Annotated in this window: 31 protein-coding genes and 1 tRNA gene; 4 read left to right on the top strand and 28 right to left on the bottom strand. The window is 62.0% G+C overall.

The window, feature by feature from the left end:
• Window positions 1–21: 21 nt before the first annotated feature.
• The 28 genes from C1Y63_RS10545 to C1Y63_RS10410 all read right to left on the bottom strand — a co-directional run bounded on the left by C1Y63_RS10545 (window position 22) and on the right by C1Y63_RS10410 (window position 14,473).
• Window positions 22–1,566, bottom strand: a complete 1,545-nt coding sequence (locus C1Y63_RS10545; protein WP_106016411.1) for a hypothetical protein — start codon at window positions 1,564–1,566, stop codon at window positions 22–24.
• Window positions 1,567–1,577: 11 nt separating this feature from the next.
• A complete protein-coding gene (locus tag C1Y63_RS10540) occupies window positions 1,578–1,910 on the bottom strand; it encodes a terminase (RefSeq protein WP_106016410.1) in 333 nt (110 codons plus the stop codon).
• Between the two features lie 190 nt (window positions 1,911–2,100).
• Complete coding sequence (locus tag C1Y63_RS13095; protein ID WP_233195688.1) at window positions 2,101–2,874, bottom strand: ATP-binding protein; 774 nt, start codon at window positions 2,872–2,874, stop codon at window positions 2,101–2,103.
• A 359-nt stretch (window positions 2,875–3,233) separates the two neighbouring features.
• Window positions 3,234–3,587: a hypothetical protein gene (locus C1Y63_RS10530; RefSeq protein WP_146128939.1), complete on the bottom strand. Its 354-nt coding sequence runs from the start codon at window positions 3,585–3,587 to the stop codon at window positions 3,234–3,236.
• A gap of 298 nt (window positions 3,588–3,885) precedes the next feature.
• Complete coding sequence (locus C1Y63_RS10525; RefSeq protein ID WP_106016408.1) at window positions 3,886–4,308, bottom strand: hypothetical protein; 423 nt, start codon at window positions 4,306–4,308, stop codon at window positions 3,886–3,888.
• A complete protein-coding gene (locus C1Y63_RS10520) occupies window positions 4,308–4,550 on the bottom strand; it encodes a hypothetical protein (protein WP_106016407.1) in 243 nt (80 codons plus the stop codon). The genes C1Y63_RS10525 and C1Y63_RS10520 overlap by 1 nt, the downstream gene beginning before the upstream one ends.
• Window positions 4,550–4,798: a hypothetical protein gene (locus tag C1Y63_RS10515; protein ID WP_106016406.1), complete on the bottom strand. Its 249-nt coding sequence runs from the start codon at window positions 4,796–4,798 to the stop codon at window positions 4,550–4,552. Before C1Y63_RS10515 ends, C1Y63_RS10520 begins: the two co-directional genes overlap by 1 nt.
• Window positions 4,795–5,019: a hypothetical protein gene (locus C1Y63_RS10510; RefSeq protein ID WP_146128938.1), complete on the bottom strand. Its 225-nt coding sequence runs from the start codon at window positions 5,017–5,019 to the stop codon at window positions 4,795–4,797. Before C1Y63_RS10510 ends, C1Y63_RS10515 begins: the two co-directional genes overlap by 4 nt.
• Before the next feature lie 10 nt (window positions 5,020–5,029).
• Window positions 5,030–5,278, bottom strand: coding sequence for a hypothetical protein (locus C1Y63_RS10505; protein WP_106016404.1), 249 nt, complete (start codon window positions 5,276–5,278; stop codon window positions 5,030–5,032).
• Window positions 5,275–5,544 (bottom strand): hypothetical protein, encoded by a 270-nt coding sequence (locus C1Y63_RS10500; protein WP_146128937.1) that lies wholly within the window; start codon window positions 5,542–5,544, stop codon window positions 5,275–5,277. The genes C1Y63_RS10505 and C1Y63_RS10500 overlap by 4 nt, the downstream gene beginning before the upstream one ends.
• A gap of 49 nt (window positions 5,545–5,593) precedes the next feature.
• Window positions 5,594–5,950, bottom strand: coding sequence for a hypothetical protein (locus C1Y63_RS10495; RefSeq protein ID WP_106016402.1), 357 nt, complete (start codon window positions 5,948–5,950; stop codon window positions 5,594–5,596).
• Window positions 5,951–5,965: 15 nt separating this feature from the next.
• On the bottom strand, window positions 5,966–6,214 hold the full coding sequence (locus C1Y63_RS10490; protein ID WP_106016401.1) for a hypothetical protein: 249 nt from the start codon (window positions 6,212–6,214) through the stop codon (window positions 5,966–5,968).
• Between the two features lie 307 nt (window positions 6,215–6,521).
• Window positions 6,522–6,914, bottom strand: a complete 393-nt coding sequence (locus C1Y63_RS10485; RefSeq protein WP_106016400.1) for a hypothetical protein — start codon at window positions 6,912–6,914, stop codon at window positions 6,522–6,524.
• On the bottom strand, window positions 6,911–7,138 hold the full coding sequence (locus tag C1Y63_RS10480) for a DUF3310 domain-containing protein (protein ID WP_106016435.1): 228 nt from the start codon (window positions 7,136–7,138) through the stop codon (window positions 6,911–6,913). Before C1Y63_RS10480 ends, C1Y63_RS10485 begins: the two co-directional genes overlap by 4 nt.
• 2 nt (window positions 7,139–7,140) lie before the next feature.
• The gene (locus C1Y63_RS12575) at window positions 7,141–8,025 is read right to left on the bottom strand and encodes a hypothetical protein (RefSeq protein ID WP_146128936.1); all 885 of its coding nucleotides are present in this window, start codon (window positions 8,023–8,025) and stop codon (window positions 7,141–7,143) included.
• A 150-nt stretch (window positions 8,026–8,175) separates the two neighbouring features.
• The gene (locus C1Y63_RS10475) at window positions 8,176–8,589 is read right to left on the bottom strand and encodes a single-stranded DNA-binding protein (RefSeq protein WP_158256152.1); all 414 of its coding nucleotides are present in this window, start codon (window positions 8,587–8,589) and stop codon (window positions 8,176–8,178) included.
• Complete coding sequence (locus C1Y63_RS10470) at window positions 8,586–9,443, bottom strand: hypothetical protein (protein ID WP_106016398.1); 858 nt, start codon at window positions 9,441–9,443, stop codon at window positions 8,586–8,588. Before C1Y63_RS10470 ends, C1Y63_RS10475 begins: the two co-directional genes overlap by 4 nt.
• Window positions 9,440–10,369 carry a hypothetical protein gene (locus tag C1Y63_RS10465; protein WP_106016397.1) on the bottom strand — a complete coding sequence of 310 codons (930 nt, stop codon included), beginning with the start codon at window positions 10,367–10,369 and terminating at the stop codon, window positions 9,440–9,442. The genes C1Y63_RS10470 and C1Y63_RS10465 overlap by 4 nt, the downstream gene beginning before the upstream one ends.
• 16 nt (window positions 10,370–10,385) lie before the next feature.
• Window positions 10,386–11,189, bottom strand: a complete 804-nt coding sequence (locus C1Y63_RS10460; RefSeq protein ID WP_106016396.1) for a Bro-N domain-containing protein — start codon at window positions 11,187–11,189, stop codon at window positions 10,386–10,388.
• Window positions 11,186–11,410, bottom strand: a complete 225-nt coding sequence (locus C1Y63_RS10455; protein WP_146128935.1) for a hypothetical protein — start codon at window positions 11,408–11,410, stop codon at window positions 11,186–11,188. The genes C1Y63_RS10460 and C1Y63_RS10455 overlap by 4 nt, the downstream gene beginning before the upstream one ends.
• A gap of 477 nt (window positions 11,411–11,887) precedes the next feature.
• On the bottom strand, window positions 11,888–12,793 hold the full coding sequence (locus tag C1Y63_RS13090) for a phage antirepressor KilAC domain-containing protein (RefSeq protein ID WP_233195687.1): 906 nt from the start codon (window positions 12,791–12,793) through the stop codon (window positions 11,888–11,890).
• Window positions 12,790–12,981 carry a hypothetical protein gene (locus C1Y63_RS10440; RefSeq protein ID WP_106016393.1) on the bottom strand — a complete coding sequence of 64 codons (192 nt, stop codon included), beginning with the start codon at window positions 12,979–12,981 and terminating at the stop codon, window positions 12,790–12,792. The genes C1Y63_RS13090 and C1Y63_RS10440 overlap by 4 nt, the downstream gene beginning before the upstream one ends.
• Window positions 12,978–13,166: a hypothetical protein gene (locus C1Y63_RS10435; protein WP_106016392.1), complete on the bottom strand. Its 189-nt coding sequence runs from the start codon at window positions 13,164–13,166 to the stop codon at window positions 12,978–12,980. Before C1Y63_RS10435 ends, C1Y63_RS10440 begins: the two co-directional genes overlap by 4 nt.
• Window positions 13,159–13,455 (bottom strand): hypothetical protein, encoded by a 297-nt coding sequence (locus tag C1Y63_RS10430; protein WP_106016391.1) that lies wholly within the window; start codon window positions 13,453–13,455, stop codon window positions 13,159–13,161. The genes C1Y63_RS10435 and C1Y63_RS10430 overlap by 8 nt, the downstream gene beginning before the upstream one ends.
• On the bottom strand, window positions 13,452–13,736 hold the full coding sequence (locus tag C1Y63_RS10425) for a hypothetical protein (RefSeq protein WP_106016390.1): 285 nt from the start codon (window positions 13,734–13,736) through the stop codon (window positions 13,452–13,454). Before C1Y63_RS10425 ends, C1Y63_RS10430 begins: the two co-directional genes overlap by 4 nt.
• Window positions 13,733–13,990 carry a hypothetical protein gene (locus C1Y63_RS10420; RefSeq protein ID WP_106016389.1) on the bottom strand — a complete coding sequence of 86 codons (258 nt, stop codon included), beginning with the start codon at window positions 13,988–13,990 and terminating at the stop codon, window positions 13,733–13,735. The genes C1Y63_RS10425 and C1Y63_RS10420 overlap by 4 nt, the downstream gene beginning before the upstream one ends.
• 20 nt (window positions 13,991–14,010) lie before the next feature.
• On the bottom strand, window positions 14,011–14,274 hold the full coding sequence (locus tag C1Y63_RS10415; protein ID WP_106016388.1) for a hypothetical protein: 264 nt from the start codon (window positions 14,272–14,274) through the stop codon (window positions 14,011–14,013).
• Between the two features lie 126 nt (window positions 14,275–14,400).
• Window positions 14,401–14,473, bottom strand: a tRNA-Lys gene (locus C1Y63_RS10410).
• Window positions 14,474–14,792: 319 nt separating this feature from the next.
• Here C1Y63_RS10410 and C1Y63_RS10405 point away from each other — a divergent pair.
• The 4 genes from C1Y63_RS10405 (at window position 14,793) to C1Y63_RS10390 (ending at window position 17,578) form a co-directional block, all read left to right on the top strand.
• Window positions 14,793–15,281, top strand: a complete 489-nt coding sequence (locus C1Y63_RS10405) for a hypothetical protein (RefSeq protein WP_106016387.1) — start codon at window positions 14,793–14,795, stop codon at window positions 15,279–15,281.
• On the top strand, window positions 15,217–15,666 hold the full coding sequence (locus C1Y63_RS10400) for an ImmA/IrrE family metallo-endopeptidase (RefSeq protein WP_369831047.1): 450 nt from the start codon (window positions 15,217–15,219) through the stop codon (window positions 15,664–15,666). The genes C1Y63_RS10405 and C1Y63_RS10400 overlap by 65 nt, the downstream gene beginning before the upstream one ends.
• Complete coding sequence (locus C1Y63_RS10395) at window positions 15,663–16,352, top strand: hypothetical protein (RefSeq protein ID WP_106016386.1); 690 nt, start codon at window positions 15,663–15,665, stop codon at window positions 16,350–16,352. Before C1Y63_RS10400 ends, C1Y63_RS10395 begins: the two co-directional genes overlap by 4 nt.
• Before the next feature lie 104 nt (window positions 16,353–16,456).
• The gene (locus C1Y63_RS10390) at window positions 16,457–17,578 is read left to right on the top strand and encodes a site-specific integrase (RefSeq protein WP_106016385.1); all 1,122 of its coding nucleotides are present in this window, start codon (window positions 16,457–16,459) and stop codon (window positions 17,576–17,578) included.
• The last annotated feature ends 66 nt before the right edge of the window (window positions 17,579–17,644 follow it).

Here is a 17,644-nt window from a genome sequence, read left to right as displayed (position 1 = left end):
GCCCACCTCCTAGATAGCTAATCAAAAATCAAAATCGTAAGATGCTCCGCTGGTCACCATCATGGGCGTAGACTCCACCGGCGCAGCCAGCCGCCGCACATCAACATGGTCCGGGATGCGGAACTGCTCCAACCCCCACGCCGCAAACGTCGCAGCCACAAACACACACGCATCCTTTGTGTAGCGCTCAATCGCCCTACCGGAAGACATGGAGCGGAACCGGGCACGCGCCAGGGCGTCCGCCCACCGGGGGTTCCCATCATGAGTGATACGCCCCTCATGGAACAGAGATAGGAACAGCTCGCACGCCCGCGTCACATCACGGGCGCTCACCTGCGCAGGCTCCAGCCCCTCACGCTGCATCATCTGAATGGTCGTGGCCGCAGGCCCCCTAGACTCCACCACCACCGCCAGCGGATCGTACTCATCAACGAGTTTGACCACCCCGGCCACGATGCTTTCACGGTCGAACTCCGTACCCGGCTGCAACGCCAGATGCACGCCCTTAGCAGTGGGGTAGGCCACCACCACGGCGGCATCCTTACCGTCCGGGTCCGTGTCGAAAGCGGCCACGATATCCGTGCCCTGCCAGCGGGGCTGCGGGTCGTGGGCATCCTCCCACGCCTTATAGGGAAGAATCGGCGTGAAATCTTCCTGGGCTTCACCATCACGCGGGTACCAGTCACCCACGCCCAGTGTTTCGACCATAAAGGTGCCCATCAGGTCGGCGGACGTGCTCGCAGAATGCGCGTCACCCCGAATATCCTCCAGCTGAGCGACCGGCCCCAGGCTCGGGTTGGCCTGCGCCCACGTGGCCGGGTCCAGAGGATCGGCATCCGGTGCGGCAGACCACTCAGCAAACAAGGTGCCCGGCGCGCCATCCATCGCGGCCCAGCGTTTCGCGCTGAACACAGCGCCATGGGCGTGCTCAAAACGGTTGACGGGGGAAGAGATGAACATCTTTTGCGCGCGCTGTTTGGCACGCGTGGTTTTGTCCATCGCCGCGAACGTCTCACGGGGCAAGTTGAAACACTCATCATAAATGAGCAGGTCAACAGATAGGCCACGCGCAGTTTTTGGGGTGCGGGTGCGGTACCAAATTTTTGCACCCAGTGCAGGAAACTCAATGCACTCTTTCCCGTTACCCTGCCGTAGGCGGGGCTGCAAAGACGCGTCACCATCAGTGAACGCCCACAGCAGATCATCAGATGCTTCGATGAACTCCCACGTGCGGTGACATGCGTCGATAGCGGTGTCCATCAGGTGGGCGGTATGAAAGATGGTCTTTTCGCCAAACAGGTACACGCCTGCGAGAGTGCGGGCCAGGATAACCTCACCCTTACCATTCTGACGGGGCACGACCACGACGCTTTCACGCGCGGCCCACTTTTCATCAGGCCCCATCCGGCACATGTCGCGCAGTAGGTTTTCCTGCCACGGCAGCAACGTCATGCCCACCACGTCGCGACAAAACTTGACGGCTTTATCGCCCCACGTGGTGTCCCCATCCGGGATGTGCGAAAGGCGCGGCTGCTGCGAGCCGATAAGTTTGTCAAGTTGAATCATGGTCGCACCTCCTAGATGGCGTGCAGGTTAAACCCCTGCGTGGCCGCGCGCCGCTCCCGGGTAGACATACCCCGCCCCTTTTCCTCACCAAATAAATCGGGGCGTTCCTGAACCCATCCGCGCAACTCCGCACTGGTGCGCCGCTCAGCATCCAACAACGGGTGGGGCTTCACCGCACCATCCTCGGACGCCACCACAACACCCTGCTGGTCAATCGCATGCCGAAAATCCGCCAGCCGCTCCCGCAGCGAAACAAACGTCTGCACTGCGGCCAGGTCCTGAGGGTTCAGCTCACGCTCACCAACGAAATCGCGAACCAAACCGGATAGTGTCTGCGCGTCCACAACAACCCCTTAACGTAACAGTACAAAACGCCAACCATCCCAAACCCCTAAGGCGACTCAGTTCGCCCGCCAGACGCGCCTCCAGGCGCTAAAAACGCCCCAAAAATCAGGGGAGGGAGAAAGCGCTGAGTGCCGCGCGACCGTGGGGGGTCAGGGCGATACCCCCCATCTAACATTTTTAGGGGGGGACCTATTTCGGCCAGGCAAACACCTTGGTTGGGGCACCACCCCCACCCCCTGCGGGGGGCGCGGGTTCAGCCGCAGGCCGGGGGGCAATGGCGGGCCGCGTATCGTCGCGGGTTCCGTCACCACGCTGCGCGTTGCACGTGCCGTGAAGCAACCTGTCTGCGAGGTTGTTCGCCGTGCCGTGCAGTGCGCGGGCTTGACTGTGGTCGGCTGCAAGTGCCCGCCGATCCCAGTTGCGGTTTTTGTCGCGGTACATGGGTTTTCCGCACCACCAGCAGGCTGCACCATCCTGGTGTTTGGCCAGCAGGTAGCGGCGCTGCTGCTGGTGCCGGTAGCCCAGTCCTTTTTGGGTGGTGTTTTCGCGTGGGGGTTTGGGTCCGCCTGTGGCCTGTTGTTCGTACCACTGGGCGGCTACTTTGAACATGAGTGGGGGACGCTCAGCTTTGATGCGCTTCATCACTACATCACGCCCTGGGTCTACGGTGTGGATTTTCGCACCCGCGTTTTTGTACCGCTGCATGGTGCTTGCCCCGGGCATGCTGTGAATAATCCACACGTCGCGTTTGGTTTGTTTCAACGCCCGGTCTATGGCCGTTTTCCGCACCGCGCGCACATAGTCGCGGATATCGCGTTCGTGCTCATGGTTTGCGGGTTCGGCTCCGACTAGCAGGTTTGCCAGTTCGTCAAAGTCGATACGAATGTCACCCGGCTGGGCATGCTGCCGCAGGTATGTGCTTTTGCCTGCGGCTGGTGGGCCGGTGATGATGTTGATGGTCATGCGGTTTCCTCGTTGGTGTTGGGTGATGCGTGCGGCGCAGGGGTGGGCCGCTAGGCGAGTTCGGTCCTAGCGGGCCGTGGTTGACACAGTGGACGGCTAACCCGCAGTGATCCAGTCTGCGGTTCCCTGTTCCCCTTTGTCCCCGTCCATGCTTGAGCCGCACCGTGGGGCAAGAAGCGAGTAAGAACCCCCACGGTGGGCCGCGTCACCTTGTGGGTGTCGGCTGCATTGTTCGTCTTCATGTTGGGCCATTTGACGCTGCACGCACCACCAACACCAGCGGGGTACGCGAAAGCCCCCGGCCCTTTTGGGCGCGGGGGTTTGATGAGTGAAGCGTACCACGGGGGGTTGTTGGCGTGTCAAATCGGCAGGTGAAGCAGTTTCTGTTGTAGTCGCTCCACACTGATTACCCCGTCACTGCACCAGGCTTCTACCGTGTCGAGCGGTAGGGGGTAGCCCAGGGCGTGGGCCATGCGGTGCGCGCCTTCCACGGTAAGGGTGTGGGGTAGGCGCGCCGCCCCGCCTGGGTCCAGCATCCGGGTGGTGTAGTTCGCCAGCTCTACGATGCCGCAGGCGACTGCTTCGGGTTCATCATAGGCGTACACCAGGCTGGGGTGGTCGGCCAGCCAGAGTAGGCCGCGCACCCCGGTGGGGTGTGGTTCACCGCAGGCGGTGGCTACGAGTCGTACTAGATCTGCGGCTTCGTCTTCCACCCTCATGAGCGTGTCCAGCTGGTGGATACTAAGGGGTGGTTTTGGGCCTGCGGTTCCTCCCCTGCCGGGCGGGCGCGTGGTGTCTCCACAGCTGCCGGTGCTGTGGAGCGCGTCCCGCAGTGCGCGGATGTTTGCGTGGAGCGTTCGGCACGCTGCGGGCAGTTCCACGTGGGTTCACCTTTCTGCTGGTTCCGATTGTCAGGATAGTCTTTCGCTCACTGCCCGTGGTGTTCTGCTTTTTCGGCCACCTTGTTGAGATAGCGGGCTAGATCGCGGGCTTCCGTGATGGTGAGGGTGGTCATTTCCCCAGTTCCTTTTTGAACTGGAGTCTGCGGAACATGTCGTGCCCTGCTGCGAAAAACTTCGCGGCGTCCGACTGCCCCATGGTCACAGAGTGGAGTAGTACGCCATCGTCAAAGTAGATCTGCGCTTCATCGTTGGTGTGGGCTTCCGCCCAGATGCGCCCCTCTGTGGTGGGGACGTATGGGGTGCGGCTCATTTGGGTTCCCTTTAGTAGTGGGTCGTGGTGGTCGAGGATGCTGCCCAGTTCCATGTACACGTCCCGCAGTTCTTCCAGGGTGACACTCAGGTAACCGTGTGCATTAATGGCGATGTAGATTTTATTCGGGTCGGTACCGTCGATAATGAATTCTTCTGCAAACTCTTCGTATTCATGGCACCAGTCATCAAGGCCCGTGTAGTTGAAGATCTCTAGGTCCATTAGTCTTCCTCTTCCTCGTTGGCTGCGGCCTGTACGTCTGCGGCGGTGCGCTCAGGAATGCCGGTGCAGTTTTCACAGGAACAGGGGACGAACTTCTCGGCAGCAGCGAGGTACCTGGATAGCGCTTCGGAAGCCTCCTCCTCCGTGCACCCGGTTGCTTCGGCGACGGCTTCGCAGGTGGCGTCGTCGCGGAAGATGGTCTTGTGGATGTAGTAGGCGAGTTCTTTGGTGGGGACGATCATCACATCTCCGTTCGTTCTTCGATTTTGTAGGCGCGCATGGTTTCACCCAGCATGTAGTGCAGGGTGGCGACTTCTTCGGCGCTCATGGTGACTTCGAAATACTTCGGGCCGGAGAGTTCCATCGACACCTGCGGTTCATGGCCCGGCCCGTACCCGCCCATGACGTCCACTGCCACGGGCTTACTTGACCAGGCGCTGAACTGGGTGGCCAGGCTGTTGGTCCGCTGCTGGATCTTCGGGGTGTTCACCGCTGCTCTTTCTCTTTAATATCGATCATCTTGGTCAATGCGTCGCGCAGCATCTTCATGCTCTCCAGGTCCAGGGCCAGGGCTTCTTCATATTCCGTGATCACGCTGACGTAGAATCCATCAAAGGGACCAAATTCAATCAACACGGTGTAGATGTGACTCGAGGTTGTGCTGTTGAGTTTCAGCTGCAAGCCGCTGATCATTGTTCGCACTTCGCTCATTACTTTCTCCTTACTTGATGGTGTGGTGGGCTAGGGCGGCGATAAGTTGCAGCGCGGTTTCCCTGCCGATAGGGACGGTTGCGCATTCGTGGCCCAGGGTGTTGCGGGTGGTCTCCACCCAGAGGTTGGCGTGGCCGGGGGTGGTGGGGCGGATGGCCATGACGGTGGGCGGGTCGAACGTTTCCCAGTCGTGGGTGCCGGGCGGGCCGGCGATTTCGGCGATGGCTTTCAGGCGGCTTGCGACGATGGCGGGGTTCACTGTTGTTCCTTTTCTTCGTCTGGTACCAGGCGGGCGTAGAGCCGAACGCCACGGCAGTAGGCTTCATAGGTGTGCCCGTCATCAAACGGGTGCTTGTGTTTGCGGATGAGCACGGCGATGCTGCTCATAGGGTTGGAGCGGTGGGAAGCGATGCGCTGCCCGGGGCGCAAGTCGTGGAAGTCTGCTCCGATCCACAGGCCGGGGTTTTTGTGCATGGCGTCCCGGTAGGCCGTGAGTTCGCGCAGGCCTTTGGTTCGCCTGGGCATTTTCTGGGGTGGGAGTGTTTCGTGGGTGGTGAAAGGCATGGGGTGTCTCCTATGGGTTGGTGGGGCCGTTGTTGTACATCTCTTCCCCCGGGATTAGGCGGGTGTAGATGATGTTGTCGCGTACTACGCACCTGTAGGCGTGCTGGCCGCTAAAGGGGTAGTGGCCCCTGTTGATGGCCCGTGCGAGGCCTTTCAGGTGGCGGCGGGTGGCTGTGGGGCTTTTGTCTGTGGTGCCGGGGCGTACGTCTTCCAGGGTGGCGCTCACCCACATGCCGGGATGGTCGTGGACGGCCTGCATGTAGGCGGCGCGTGCCCTGTACAGTTCGTAGCTGTCCACGGGGTCGCTGGTGGGTGGGATGTCGAGGTTTTTGTTTGGTGGGGGCGATTCGTGGATCTCAAATGCCATGGGGGTTCCTTGGGGTTAGTTGCGCTGTCGGATGGCGTCGCAGATTGCGAGGGCGGTGGCTGCGGGGGTTGCGCCGTCGCGTACGTCTGCGAGGTGCCAGAGGGTGATGAGGTGGGCGACCAAATCGGGGCTGATTTCGGTTTCGAGTACCGCGGACCAGAGTCGGGCGCAGTAGTCGAGTTGGTAGGGGTTGCAGCTTTCGATGTTTGCGATGGCGTCGTTGAGGGTTTCCCGCGCGTGGGTGGTGATGAATGTTTTGTCCATGGTGGCATGTCTTTCAGTTGGTGGGGTTGGGGTTTGGGTCTAGACTGCGTGGTCTAGATTGTTTGTTCGCCCTCGTTGGAGGGTGGCCCCTGCATGGAGTGCCCAGAGGATTGCGAGGGTGGCGGAAATCCACCCGTCAAAGTTCAGACACAGGACGGCTAGGGCGATTTGGGTGGCGGCGAGTGTGAGGGTTCGCAGCATCATGTCATCCTTTCGATTGGTGTGAAAGTGGGGGTTTTAAGCCCCCAAACACCCCGCACCCACACACGGGTAGCAGACGCGGGGCGTTAGGCGCTCAGGCGGGAAGCTAGGCGGGTTTTTCGGGCCACGTGGTGACAACCAGCCACATGCAACCCGGCTGTTTCGGGGCCGGGGGTTCAATAATCGGCTGGGGTTTGTCCATGAACTCGGGCGTGTCATCCGCCACCAGCCCGTAGTCCACTAGCCCGTCTGCCAGGGCTTTCAGCGTGGGCACCAGGTTGTCCGTGTCCCGCCGCCGCCGGTCCCGTGGCCGGTAGTGGAGCTGAACCCGGGCGTAGCCCACCCCTTTGGGCAGCTGGTGGTGTGCGGCGCGCCAGTAGGCGTTACCCCGAACCCCTTTTGTGAGCTGGGCTTTTTTCGCCCAGTGCAGCCGCTGGTTCAGCGTCAACGGTGGCCGCATCCACGGCAGTGGAAGGCGGTAAACCTGCTGGTCAGTCATCTTTTGCCCCCCAGGCGGGCCAACTCCCGATTGATGCAGGCGCGGGCTTTGCGCAGATCCTCCACCGGGCCAGTCAGTGGGTCGCCCTTGACGTGGCCGTCAAGGCGGGAGCTGCGGACCAGGTACTTCACCGCGTTCCCAGCCCAAAACGTGAGCCGTTCACACACGTCGCCCGCGTCCACATCGCCCAGCCGGTAGTAGGCGGGGGTTTCATCGTTTTGCATGGTCACTGCCCCTTTCCAAGAGCTTTTTCAATCAATTCACGCCGCCCCTGCGGACTGCTCACGGGGGTGAACCCCCCGCCGCCGCCCGCCTGCCGGGGCGGACCAGTGTGGTCACACTTCGCCAGAGTGGGGCTACCGCCAGGGGTGGCGGCTGTGACCTCCACCAGGCCCAGCGCGTTGCACCACGGGCACGCGTCAACGGCTGCGCGGGCCGCGTCCCTGGTGGCCTGCTCCCGCTCCCGCCAGACCCTGCGGGCGTCGCCGCACGCGCCACAGGCGGGCACCTGCTCCCGGGGCCACCCTGCATGAGTCGCACACCGGGGATCGTCCGGGGTGCCGTAGGCCACCGGCGCAGCCGTGGCCCCACCGCCCGCACCAGTCGTGGAGGGGGGAGCGTCACGCGGAAAGGTCTTACTTCCCTCTTCCCCTTTTTCACTTTTAGGTAGTGGATGTGGTTGTGGGTCCAGGAGTCCACCATGGACATTTTCGCGTCCCTGCTGGTCATCGGATTTTTGGGTGTGCGATTCGTGTTTGATTCGTGTTTGATTCGCGCGCGATTCGCGTTTGATTCGCGCCTGTTTCGCACGTGTTTCCATCACCTCAGAACGTGGAGTTTGGTAATCCTCCCAGTCGCGAAACGCGTACGATTTGCGCCCGGAATCGCCCACAATCTCCACCCACATGCCGCTACGCACTAGCGCATCAATCTGCGGGCGGGTGCCCTTGAGTCCGCGCACAACACTGGCTGGAATCACCCCATCCGTGAGGTACTTCGTCGACCAGCTACCCGCTTTCACCCACAGCCCTATGGCCCCGTTCGGCAACTGCTCAATCTTGGGATGAGAGTGAAAATTATCGTCAATCCGGAACCACACCATCGTGTTCACCTCCATTCCTTTGTGGTTGCGGGCCGTCACGCATCGACTTCAGGAAGTCGGAGATGGCGACGGCCTGCGCTGCTGTGAGGGTTAGCCCGTACTCTGCGGCGTAGAGGGCGATCCCCTCCGGGCTTGCCAGTGGCCACCACGGTCGCCCCATCAGAACGGGGGCGCTTCATCGCGGGTAGCGCTGCCCCACCCACCACCGCCACCGCCGCCTGTGTTGTTGTTTGGCCCCTGCACCCGGTCCACGTGGCGATACACCCCCACCACGCTGTTCAGCATGATGCGGGACCTACTGGTGCCGTCTTTTGCTTCCCATTCCTGGGTTTCCAGCTTCCCCGTGACTGCCACACGGTCGCCCTTACGCAAGTGCGCGTTGACGCTCTCCGCCAGCTCCCCCCACGCAGCACACGGGATGAACAAGCGTTTGGTTGTTTGCCAGTTCCCACGCTCATCCTTGTGAGAATCAGACTCCGCTATGCGGAACTCTGCCACGGCTTTCCCGTTCGGCGTAAACCGCAAATCCGGGTCCGCAACCAGCCTGCCGATAAAGGTTTGGTACTGGATCACTTCGGCTCCAACTCTGCCCAGCGGGTGCGGGCCACGTCACGGATTGCATCCCCCAGGCCCAAGTCATCGGCCTGCGTCATGAGCGTTTTCAGGGTGGGCCTGTCGGCTGCGGCGCGGATGCTCTCGTGGAACTGTTCCACCCGCTCATCCTTAATCGGGGTGTCTGCATCCAGGGTTTCAGCGGCGGGTTCCGGCTCCGGCTCAGGTGCGTCTTCAGGCGCGGGGGCTGCTTTGAGGGCTTTGAGCCGATCCGCAGCAGCGGGCTTATCCGTACGCGTGGCGGTGGCCTGCACCGGCTCCGGCGCGAATTCCATCCGCAGCTCTTCCGCACTGTAGGGCATACCGCCCAGCACGTGGGGGGCCAGGCGGCGGCACACCTCCGTGGCGGCTTTGGCGTACAGCATGGCTTCCGGCTGCGCCTGGTACAGCTTGTTCTTCGTGAACCCTGCGGTGGTCGCCCGCTGCATGGTCCAGGTGGATTCTTCTACTTCCCCCTGGGGACTTTCGGCGCGCACGGTCACGGACTCCGGGGTGGACTCAACGGTGGTGAACTTGTAGCCGCGTGCTTTGAGCTGCGCGACCATTGTGCGGGCTTCCACCCCGGGCTTCCCGTTAATCACCATCACCTGCTGGAGCGACTGGAGCGCATTCAGTCCCAGCTCTGCACCGTAGAGGATGGCGGCTGCGGCGTCCGCAGGCTTCCCCCGGTAGGCGGTGGGCACCAGCTGGGTGCTGGTCAACTGCTCTGCCAGCCGGTAGGCCAAATCCATGTTCTGCACCTGCGCCGCCAGGTTCTGATGCGCGGCGGCGGACGGCAACATCATGCCGTCGTTGGTGGTAGCAATTTCATTCATCGCAAGAATTCCTTTCGATTAAACGTGTAAGTGGCCGCGCCCCGGGCCTGCTCATACAGGTCTGGCTCCGCAGCTCGCAGCGCTTTCGTATCCAGCGCCAACTTCGTCATGTAGGGGGCTTTCTGCTCATCCGACAATCGCCTAGCGCTGAACGTGCCCGCGCGGCGTGACACCAGGGTGCTGCCCTGGAATCGGCCTGCGGGAGCATCCCCCAGCTGCGCGGCCACTTGATTCTCCAGGGCCGTCACGCGGGCTTCCGCATCCCGCAGAACATCCCACGCGGCGATCAACTCCCCCGCCAGGTCTCCGTCCAGCTCCACCGGGGGTTCACTCTCGTTGACCGGATTGCTTTCGGCCAGCCACGTCTTCGCGTAGGTACTGGTGTCCATTTCAGGCGGGTCGCCGGATTCAACCAGGGCCATGAATTCACGGGCCTGTTCGACCATCACGTCAAACAGTTCCGGGTCCCACGGCACAGGGGTAATACTGTTTTCACCGTAGCGGGGCACCATAACGATGGACGCGTCATGGATACCGCTTACCCCCATCTGGAAAATCACCTGCATAATCCAGGCTTCACGGGGTGCGGCCAACTGCCGTTGGGGGCGCTTGACTTCAATGATGTGGCGGGCACGCCCGCGCCTAGCTACCCGGTCCAGGCTCACCAGGTGAGGGAAATCCAGGGCCGGGTTCCGGTAGGCTACTTCGCCCTTAGAGGTGGTCCACCCGGGGTTTTTGCGCTTCCACACGTTCACCGCGTAATCCTCCGCGTCGTGGGCGTCTGCGAACATCGCCAGGGTGGCGTCACTGTGGTGTTCTTCGACGTGTCCGCGCATTTCCAGCCAGGTGTCAAACGCTGTTTTGTACCCCAACCCCAGGTAGGTGTCCGCATCATGCAGGATGGTCGGCAGCTTGGAAGCCGTCATCAGCTTCCGCCATTCATCAGTACCAGGTGCGGGAGGATCTTCTAGCCTGTACGGCTCTCGCTTCGTCATAGTATTGAGTCTCTTTCAGGATTTGTTGCGCGTTACGCTCATGATTGTCACATAGCCCCAGTTCGGACCAGATGGCGATGGGGTGGGTGCAGCCCTGGTAGCTGCACCGGCCCCGGGGCATGAGCGCCCGCATGGTGTCTTCCAGGGGGAACCAGCCGCCAGTGGGGGTGAGTTCCGCGTAGCGGATCACCTGACCGGCTTCGTCGGCTGTGAGGTTTGCCAGCCGCCGCAGGCCTTGAAAGTTGATGCTGGTCGGGGTGATGTGCAGTGCGATGCGGCTAGCCCACGCGTAGATGCCTGCGCGGATGATGCCCTGAAAACGCTGCTGGGCGGTGGCGTCGAGGTAGTCGCCCACCCACCAGTAGGCGTTGTCATCTGGGGTGAAGCCCAGGGCTTCCAGGGCTTCCACCGTGTTCGGCAGGTAGCCCGCCGCGTGTTTCGGCTCTGGTTCGGGCCGCACCGCTTGCCCCAGCAGGTAGGCTGCGGGCATCCCGCTGTTGGCTGCGACGGCCATGACGTCATCCTCGGAGATGAAAGGCTCCCGGGCATACCCCCGGGTTGCCTTTCGGATTCGGCGGTATTCGCCCCGCTGGTGGTCCGGGCAGAGATGCCGAATGGATGCGGAACCCCTTTTGTACTTGAGTGAGCGGGCCACGTCGCGGGCGCTGAACCAGCGGGAACCGTCTTCGTCGCGGAGGATGCGGATCCGCACCCCGTCGAATGTGAGGGTTTCGGCGATTTCGTCGCTCATGCTTCCGGCCCCAGGAACTTCGCTACCTGCGTGTAGTGAACCCGGTACTTTCCTCCGCGTTCGCGCTGCTCCGTGGGGAGCCTGCCGGTGGCGGCTTCCTCCCACACACGGCTGTAGGGCAGGCCTGTGACGGTTGCGAACTCTTGCAGGGTGAGCATGAGTTTCGGTTGTCCGAGGATGATGCCAATCTCCCGCAATAATGCTTCTCTTCGTCTGCTCATGGTGTTTCCTTATCGAACCAGGTCCACAGTGACGCGGGCGCGCCCATCAGCTGCCAGGCGGCATATGCGGCCCGGTATGAGAGTGCTGCGCGCCCATATCGCAGGGCGTCCACATCCGTCACTGTGACGCCCAGTTTTTGGGCCAACTGCTCTGTGTCTTCCGCCCCAATCGCCCGGGCGATAGCGTCAAGAGTGCCGGGCCGGGGCTTCAATAGGTAGTGAGTCACACGCGCCACCCCCGGCGCTGCCTACAGAACTCACAGTCACAGAATCGGTCCAGCTCCGCCCGGATAGCATCAATGGTCACACCGCTGCCGGGCGCGACTTCCTCCACGTCATAGACTGCTGCAAGATGCATACAAAGCCACCCCTGCACGCCCCGCCAGGTCTCCACCTCCGCGCGGGCACGCGTGGCCTGCCGCAACTCCCACGACGCAACACCAACGAGGATCAGGGCACTGATAATGATGAAAACGCCTACGTCCACAGTGGTTCATCCCCCACCACGCCCCACTGGCGCATCATGCGGGCCACGGCTGCTTCGCCACGCGGCGTGAACTTGAGCGTCTGCTGAACCTCCCCCGCGATACGCGGGGCATCATGACGCGCCACAAGCCGGAAGTACTCCCGCTTATCCGCATAGGCGCGCCAGCGGTTGACGTTCACTACCTGACGCTTCGTGTTAGACCAGCGCGTCGTAGGCCGGTTGTAGATCCACCTCTTAGCTTCCAGAGTCTCCCGCAGCACCTTTTCACGAATCCCCAGGTGGTTGGCGACGGTGCGGAACTGAATCAAATCCTCATCCGCCACGGCAGTATCAAAGTACTCAGCTTTGGGAAGCATCTCCGCGTTCTGCTGCTCCACCTCCCGGCGCGCCCGCTGCTCTTCCTGCAAAGCCTGCAAAGTGCGGATCATGGTCGCCGGGTCGGCCAGCATGGCTTCCACCGTCGCCGGGGTAGCGTAGGCACCGTGCTTGCGGATGGCGGGCAGGACCTCTTCAAACACCCAGCGTTCAAACCGCTGGGCGCTGGGGAGTTTGGACGCGACGATTAGGCGCATCACATCCGGTTCTGCGATGAACGCCATGTTTTGGGTGCCGCCAGGGGTTTCAAGGGGGCCGTGTTTCACGGCCCCCTTTGCCATGCCTTTGCAGTGGCGCTGCACTGCATCGCGGGCGCGCTTGTAGCCCAGTGCTTCAGCTACGTCCTTTGCGCAAAACCATTCGCCGGTTTCATCGACAAAGGTGCGGACGGGATGCCCGTCAAAGGTGAAGACCTGCGGCGGGGGTTCCGGTGACGCTGCGGGGGTGACCACGATATCCTCATGGTCTTCCAATCTCCGATAGGTGACGTTCCCATCCTGCCAAACAGCAATCGCTTTCATTCTTTTGCCCATTTCTTGTAGGCCCCCGGGTTGACTTCCGCCAAATCTGCCAGGCGCACCAGGCGCGCCCCGCCGATTTCACGAACCAGCACCTTGCCGGGGGTGACATACTCAGTAATGAATTCATCCCGGGTGACGCCCAGGATTTCAGCGGCCAGCGTGAGCGTTGCCGCAGGGTGTCCGGTCATACGCCGAACACCTTTGCAGCCACGCCGCCCACGGCCAGCACCCCACCTACATAGGCGCACAGGCCTGCGGTGGCAATGAGCGCGTACGCCCACCGGTCGCACCAATCCCAAAACGTCATGTTGGGGTGGGGTGGGGTGTCATCCACCAACCCCAGGTGGCGGGCGATAGTGTCAAGTTCATGCATGATGGTTCCTCCCGGTTGCGAGATAGATGGTGTGGTCCACCGCCCAGCGGGGTGCGGTGGTGAGCGCGGCCTGATAGGCCCACCCCTGGTAGTTCACAAGTTCGTTGATTTCTGCCACCTGTGCCGGGGTGATCGGCACGCCCAGGTTTTCCGGCGCTGCGATAGCCCGGCGCGCTTCCCACAGTTCGGCGGTGTACCGCCACAGGGTCTCTAACGCCTGCTGGTGCTGGAGATACGCAGCCCGGTAGGTGGGGTGATTAGCGCTAGGTGGTAGGGTGTCCGTGGTCATCCGTGGCGCCCCATCTTGTCGAAATCCTCCAACTCGTTGTGGGCGTATTCGCCCATCATGATCAGCCAGTCCATGAGCGTGGTGTAGTACTCCACATTGCTGTGCAGGTCTTCGCATGCAGGCATACGGATGTTGTACAGCTCCCCCACGTTCTTTGCCCGCTCGTGGACTTCATCCAGGACTGTGGTGATGTTGTCCGCACAGCAGTCCATGCGGTGCCGGATGTGGTCCATATGCGCCCACAGGGGGGAATTCATGGTGGGGGTTTCACGGTCGTTCATCGCTGCACCCCGGCTTTCCGGGCGGCGTCAATGATGGCGCTGGCGGCGGCGTCAACACCGTGGTCGTTGGCCAGCACCCGGTAGAGAACTTCGCCGTCCTCACACTGCTGGCTTAGCATTTCGGCCAGGTAAATGAGGTCGCAGAAGTACTTGTTATCCGGAATGAAGCCCGTGGTGAGTTCGTTGTCTAGTTCGTCGCACAGTTCGCGGATTTCGGTGATGGTGCCCACAAGGGCGGCCACTTCTTCACGCATGGTGTTTCCTTTCGGTGGGGTTAGCTGATGGGTGCGTTGGCGATGGTGTCGGAAATGTCTTCCACAGACGCGCCGTCTGCGCGGGCTTCGCGACCCAGGTCGCGCAGCATCGCGTTGGCTTCCTGCCACTTCGCGTGCAACTCGTTGAGGGTGTCGCCGTCTTCGGGAAGCCGCCCGTGCTGGAGGCGCTTGACGTCGCACCAGAGCTGGGTGCCGATTTCGTGGGCGATGCGGTGCAGCTCCGTGGTCGTGGAGGTGATCTGGAGACTGTGATCAAGTTTCATGGTGTTTCCCTTTTCTGCTGGTGGGGTGGGGTTTCATCGCGATACATCGCGGCCCATCGATTCTCAGCCGGTTGCCATTCGGTCGTGTGGTATGAGGCCCGGGGCAAGGCGAAAACCCCGGGCTTGTGCCCCTACCAGGGTTTGAACCTGGAACCCACCGGTTAAAAGCCGGTTGCTCTGCCAGTTGAGCTATAGGGGCTGTGGGCCGCTCTGTGTTCCTCCGTGCCCCATGTGGCTGGGGTGGGTTGGCCTGATGCACGTCCTGGGGAGTGGTGCGGGCCGGTATCTGGAGCGGCCAGTTTCTAAACTGTTATTGGCTCCACTATTCAGTTCTCAAACATCTTGCGGTCGCAGTTCCTAGTTCCGGTTGAGGCCTGTTCCCTGCGGCGCTGATTCCATTTTGGCACGGCTCGTTCCATTCTGCAAATCGGCATGTCGCGGGGGTAGTTTTAGCCACCCCCATACGGGCCGGTTTTTGCGGCTTGACCTGCACGTTCCAAAATGGAATAATTGGGGGCATGACGCACAATCACGAAGCATGGATAGACGGCCTGCCAGGTGTCCACACCCGCGCACAAGCCGCACAGCAGGGAGGTGTTGCCCCCTCCACGGTCTCCCGCCAGCTGCGCACGGACGCGGGGCTGGACATGAAAGTCGTGCGCGACATTTCGCGCGGCGCTGGACTCAACCCCGTCGACCAGCTGGTCAACACCGGACACCTGGAAGCAGACGAAGCAGCCAGCGCCCGCGCATCCGTAGAGCTGCGGAAGATCTCCACCCGCGCGCTTATGGATGAGTTGTGGACGCGGACGGATGAGGGAAGTCTGGAGTTGACGGACGCGGTAGGCGTGGACAATGTTGTTCGCCTGAATCCGCAGGTGGATGCGGATTTTTCGCCCACGGATTCGATATTTACGGATATCGGTTCCCGGGGTGAGTCTTATGCTGCGGACACCAGCCCAGATGAACCGCAGGAGGGTGAAGACGACTACCACGACGGCCCCTAATCTCGACCAGCTCCACGCGATAGCCGCGCACATGGGTGTGCGGGTGGCCTACAACCCGCAGCTTCCCTACAAGGGATTGTGGGTGGCAGAGCGCAGCATGATTGTTCTGCGCCCGCACCTGCACCCCGTGGTGGAGCGCTGCACCTTAGCGCACGAACTTGGGCACGCGGCCTGCGGGCACGTGTCAACCCCGCCCGCATGGCTGCACGCGCGGCAAGAGCGTGAAGCAGACCAGTACGCCGCGCGGCTGCTTATCCCCCCGGATGCGTACGCGGCGGCGGAATTCGACCACGGCCCCCACCCCGGGGGCATCGCCAAAGAATTGGGCGTCACCACTCACCTAGTGGAGGTGTGGCGCACTCTGAACCGAAAGGATCACCCATGACCAATCCGATTCCCCCTACCCCGCAGGATGCTAAGCCGGGGCGTGTGGCCCGCGTGAAAGCCTGGTGGCAGGCGCGCAGTCGCACCCAGAAAATCCTCATTGGCCTGGGCGTCATCTTCCTGCTGCTGTTGACCCAGTGCGGGAAGAGCAGCGACGGCACCCCCGCTGCCGTGACTAAGACCACGACGGCCACCACCACCGTGACCGTGACTGCCGCGCCTGACGCGCCCCCGGCTGAACCGTCGCCGTCGCCGTCGCCGGTGGCAACGCCGCCCGTGGAAGACGCCCCGCCCGCCATGGACGAAAGTAAGCCCAAAGAAAAGGCTAAGGAAAAGGGCAAGGAAGATAAGCGGAAGAACGACAAAGACCACGTGAACGACATGGATCGGTTTGCCGCCGCAGCCCTCTGCAAGCAGCAGGCCGCACTCCGCGCGAACTACCCCGATAGCGTGAAGTGGGAACGGTACAACAAGAACGAAGACCTCACCATCGTGGACGATGGCCAGGCATGGCAGGTGGACCTCACCATGAAAGCAAAAAACGCGTTCGGCATGGAGGATAAGCACGAAGTGCGGTGCTTTGTCACCCCGGACGATAAGGAATCCGGCACGGTGCGCACCCTGATCGACGAAGAGATTATTGCCGCTGTACTGGAAGACGCGGCGGCGTCCGACACCAGCCAGTAGGCACGCCAAAACCCCCCGGGCTATCCCCTAACCCGGGGGGTTTCGTACACCATACGTCCGAGAGACTCACCCATCATCCCAGTCGCAAAGGAAGAGTACCACAAATGGCCACAGTGACGAAATATGAGAGCGCAAAAGGCACCCGCTACCGCGTCCAGTACACCGGGCCGGACGGCAAGCGCCGCCAAAAGCGTGGCTTCATCCGCAAAATCGAAGCACAAGCCTGGGCGGACGCGAACGCGACCAGCATCACCACCGGGGCGTGGATTGACCCGCAGGCCGGGCGCACAACCGTGGAGCAGGTCGCCGCCACCTGGTGGGCGGGACGCCAGCATCTCAAGCCGTCCACGCTGAAACACGACCGTGAGCGACTAGACGCGGGGGTGCTGCCCATGTGGGGGCACCGCCAGGTGGCCAGCATCCGACCCAGTGAAGTACAAGCGTGGGTGGGCGGCATGGATAAAAGCGCGGCCACGGTGCGGCACTATCATTCCATCCTGTCGCAGATCCTCGGGGTGGCCGTGTCTGACGGATTGATTCCGGCTAACCCCGCAAAGGGTGTGAATCTTCCGCGTAAGGCAAAGCCCCGGCATGTGTACTTGACGCCCGCGCAAGTGGAGCTGCTATCGGACTGCGCGGGTGAGCGCGCACCGATTGTGTGGCTGTTGGCCACCGTAGGCCTGCGATGGGGCGAACTAGCAGGCCTGCAAGTGGGGGACGTGGACCTGGAGCGCGGGCGCATCGCCGTGCGGCGCAACGCTGTGTGGCTGGGCGGCACCGTGGAAGTGGGCACCCCGAAAACTCATGAGGAACGGGAAGTCGCCGTGATGCTGCCGGTGCTGCGGATGCTTGCACCCCTTGTTGAGGGGCGTCCGGCTAGGGCGTGGCTTTTTCCCGGCCAGGATGGTGCCCCCATGCAGCGGGTGAACGGCACGACGGGTTGGCTCCCCCACGCGGTGCGCAGGGCGCAAATGAGAGACCCGGATTTCCCGCGCGTCACCCCGCATGGGTTGCGGCATGTGGCTGCGGGGTTGATGGTGTCGGCGGGTGCGAACGTGAAAGTTGTGCAAAGGCAGTTGGGGCATGCGACTGCTTCTATGACGTTGGACACATACGCGGATTTGTTCGATACGGATTTGGATGGCGTCGCCGCGTCGCTGGTTGGACTTTTTGAAGGTGAGCCAAAAATGAGCCAAAAACGGGGTTTGCGTGTCGTGGAGGGGTAAGAAAAAGTCCCCTACCTGCGGAAACAGGTAGGGGGTTGTGGTGGAGCTGCCGGGATTTGAACCCGG

Source organism: Corynebacterium sp. 13CS0277 (assembly GCF_002994655.1).
Taxonomy (GTDB): Bacteria; Actinomycetota; Actinomycetes; order Mycobacteriales; family Mycobacteriaceae; genus Corynebacterium.
The sequence above is the reverse complement of the archived record's forward strand: the minus strand, read 5'-3'. Positions and strand labels throughout refer to the sequence as shown.

Excerpts from the sequence above, each read along its gene's own strand:
- C1Y63_RS13090 (WP_233195687.1), bottom strand. The coding sequence starts at position 12,793 with ATGAAAGCGATTGCTGTTTGGCAGGATGGGAACGTCACCTATCGGAGA.
- C1Y63_RS10405 (WP_106016387.1), top strand. The coding sequence starts at position 14,793 with ATGACGCACAATCACGAAGCATGGATAGACGGCCTGCCAGGTGTCCAC.
- C1Y63_RS13095 (WP_233195688.1), bottom strand. The coding sequence starts at position 2,874 with ATGACCATCAACATCATCACCGGCCCACCAGCCGCAGGCAAAAGCACA.
- C1Y63_RS10395 (WP_106016386.1), top strand. The coding sequence starts at position 15,663 with ATGACCAATCCGATTCCCCCTACCCCGCAGGATGCTAAGCCGGGGCGT.
- C1Y63_RS10430 (WP_106016391.1), bottom strand. The coding sequence starts at position 13,455 with ATGACCACGGACACCCTACCACCTAGCGCTAATCACCCCACCTACCGG.
- C1Y63_RS10510 (WP_146128938.1), bottom strand. The coding sequence starts at position 5,019 with ATGAGCGAAGTGCGAACAATGATCAGCGGCTTGCAGCTGAAACTCAAC.
- C1Y63_RS10495 (WP_106016402.1), bottom strand. The coding sequence starts at position 5,950 with ATGGCATTTGAGATCCACGAATCGCCCCCACCAAACAAAAACCTCGAC.
- C1Y63_RS10485 (WP_106016400.1), bottom strand. The coding sequence starts at position 6,914 with ATGACTGACCAGCAGGTTTACCGCCTTCCACTGCCGTGGATGCGGCCA.
- C1Y63_RS10465 (WP_106016397.1), bottom strand. The coding sequence starts at position 10,369 with ATGACGGCTTCCAAGCTGCCGACCATCCTGCATGATGCGGACACCTAC.
- C1Y63_RS10390 (WP_106016385.1), top strand. The coding sequence starts at position 16,457 with ATGGCCACAGTGACGAAATATGAGAGCGCAAAAGGCACCCGCTACCGC.
- C1Y63_RS10415 (WP_106016388.1), bottom strand. The coding sequence starts at position 14,274 with ATGAAACTTGATCACAGTCTCCAGATCACCTCCACGACCACGGAGCTG.
- C1Y63_RS10525 (WP_106016408.1), bottom strand. The coding sequence starts at position 4,308 with ATGGACCTAGAGATCTTCAACTACACGGGCCTTGATGACTGGTGCCAT.
- C1Y63_RS10435 (WP_106016392.1), bottom strand. The coding sequence starts at position 13,166 with ATGCATGAACTTGACACTATCGCCCGCCACCTGGGGTTGGTGGATGAC.
- C1Y63_RS10460 (WP_106016396.1), bottom strand. The coding sequence starts at position 11,189 with ATGAGCGACGAAATCGCCGAAACCCTCACATTCGACGGGGTGCGGATC.
- C1Y63_RS10500 (WP_146128937.1), bottom strand. The coding sequence starts at position 5,544 with ATGCCCAGGCGAACCAAAGGCCTGCGCGAACTCACGGCCTACCGGGAC.
- C1Y63_RS10545 (WP_106016411.1), bottom strand. The coding sequence starts at position 1,566 with ATGATTCAACTTGACAAACTTATCGGCTCGCAGCAGCCGCGCCTTTCG.
- C1Y63_RS10520 (WP_106016407.1), bottom strand. The coding sequence starts at position 4,550 with ATGATCGTCCCCACCAAAGAACTCGCCTACTACATCCACAAGACCATC.
- C1Y63_RS10480 (WP_106016435.1), bottom strand. The coding sequence starts at position 7,138 with ATGCAAAACGATGAAACCCCCGCCTACTACCGGCTGGGCGATGTGGAC.
- C1Y63_RS10440 (WP_106016393.1), bottom strand. The coding sequence starts at position 12,981 with ATGACCGGACACCCTGCGGCAACGCTCACGCTGGCCGCTGAAATCCTG.
- C1Y63_RS10470 (WP_106016398.1), bottom strand. The coding sequence starts at position 9,443 with ATGAATGAAATTGCTACCACCAACGACGGCATGATGTTGCCGTCCGCC.
- C1Y63_RS10400 (WP_369831047.1), top strand. The coding sequence starts at position 15,217 with ATGCTGCGGACACCAGCCCAGATGAACCGCAGGAGGGTGAAGACGACT.
- C1Y63_RS10420 (WP_106016389.1), bottom strand. The coding sequence starts at position 13,990 with ATGCGTGAAGAAGTGGCCGCCCTTGTGGGCACCATCACCGAAATCCGC.
- C1Y63_RS10455 (WP_146128935.1), bottom strand. The coding sequence starts at position 11,410 with ATGAGCAGACGAAGAGAAGCATTATTGCGGGAGATTGGCATCATCCTC.
- C1Y63_RS10490 (WP_106016401.1), bottom strand. The coding sequence starts at position 6,214 with ATGGACAAAACATTCATCACCACCCACGCGCGGGAAACCCTCAACGAC.
- C1Y63_RS10425 (WP_106016390.1), bottom strand. The coding sequence starts at position 13,736 with ATGAACGACCGTGAAACCCCCACCATGAATTCCCCCCTGTGGGCGCAT.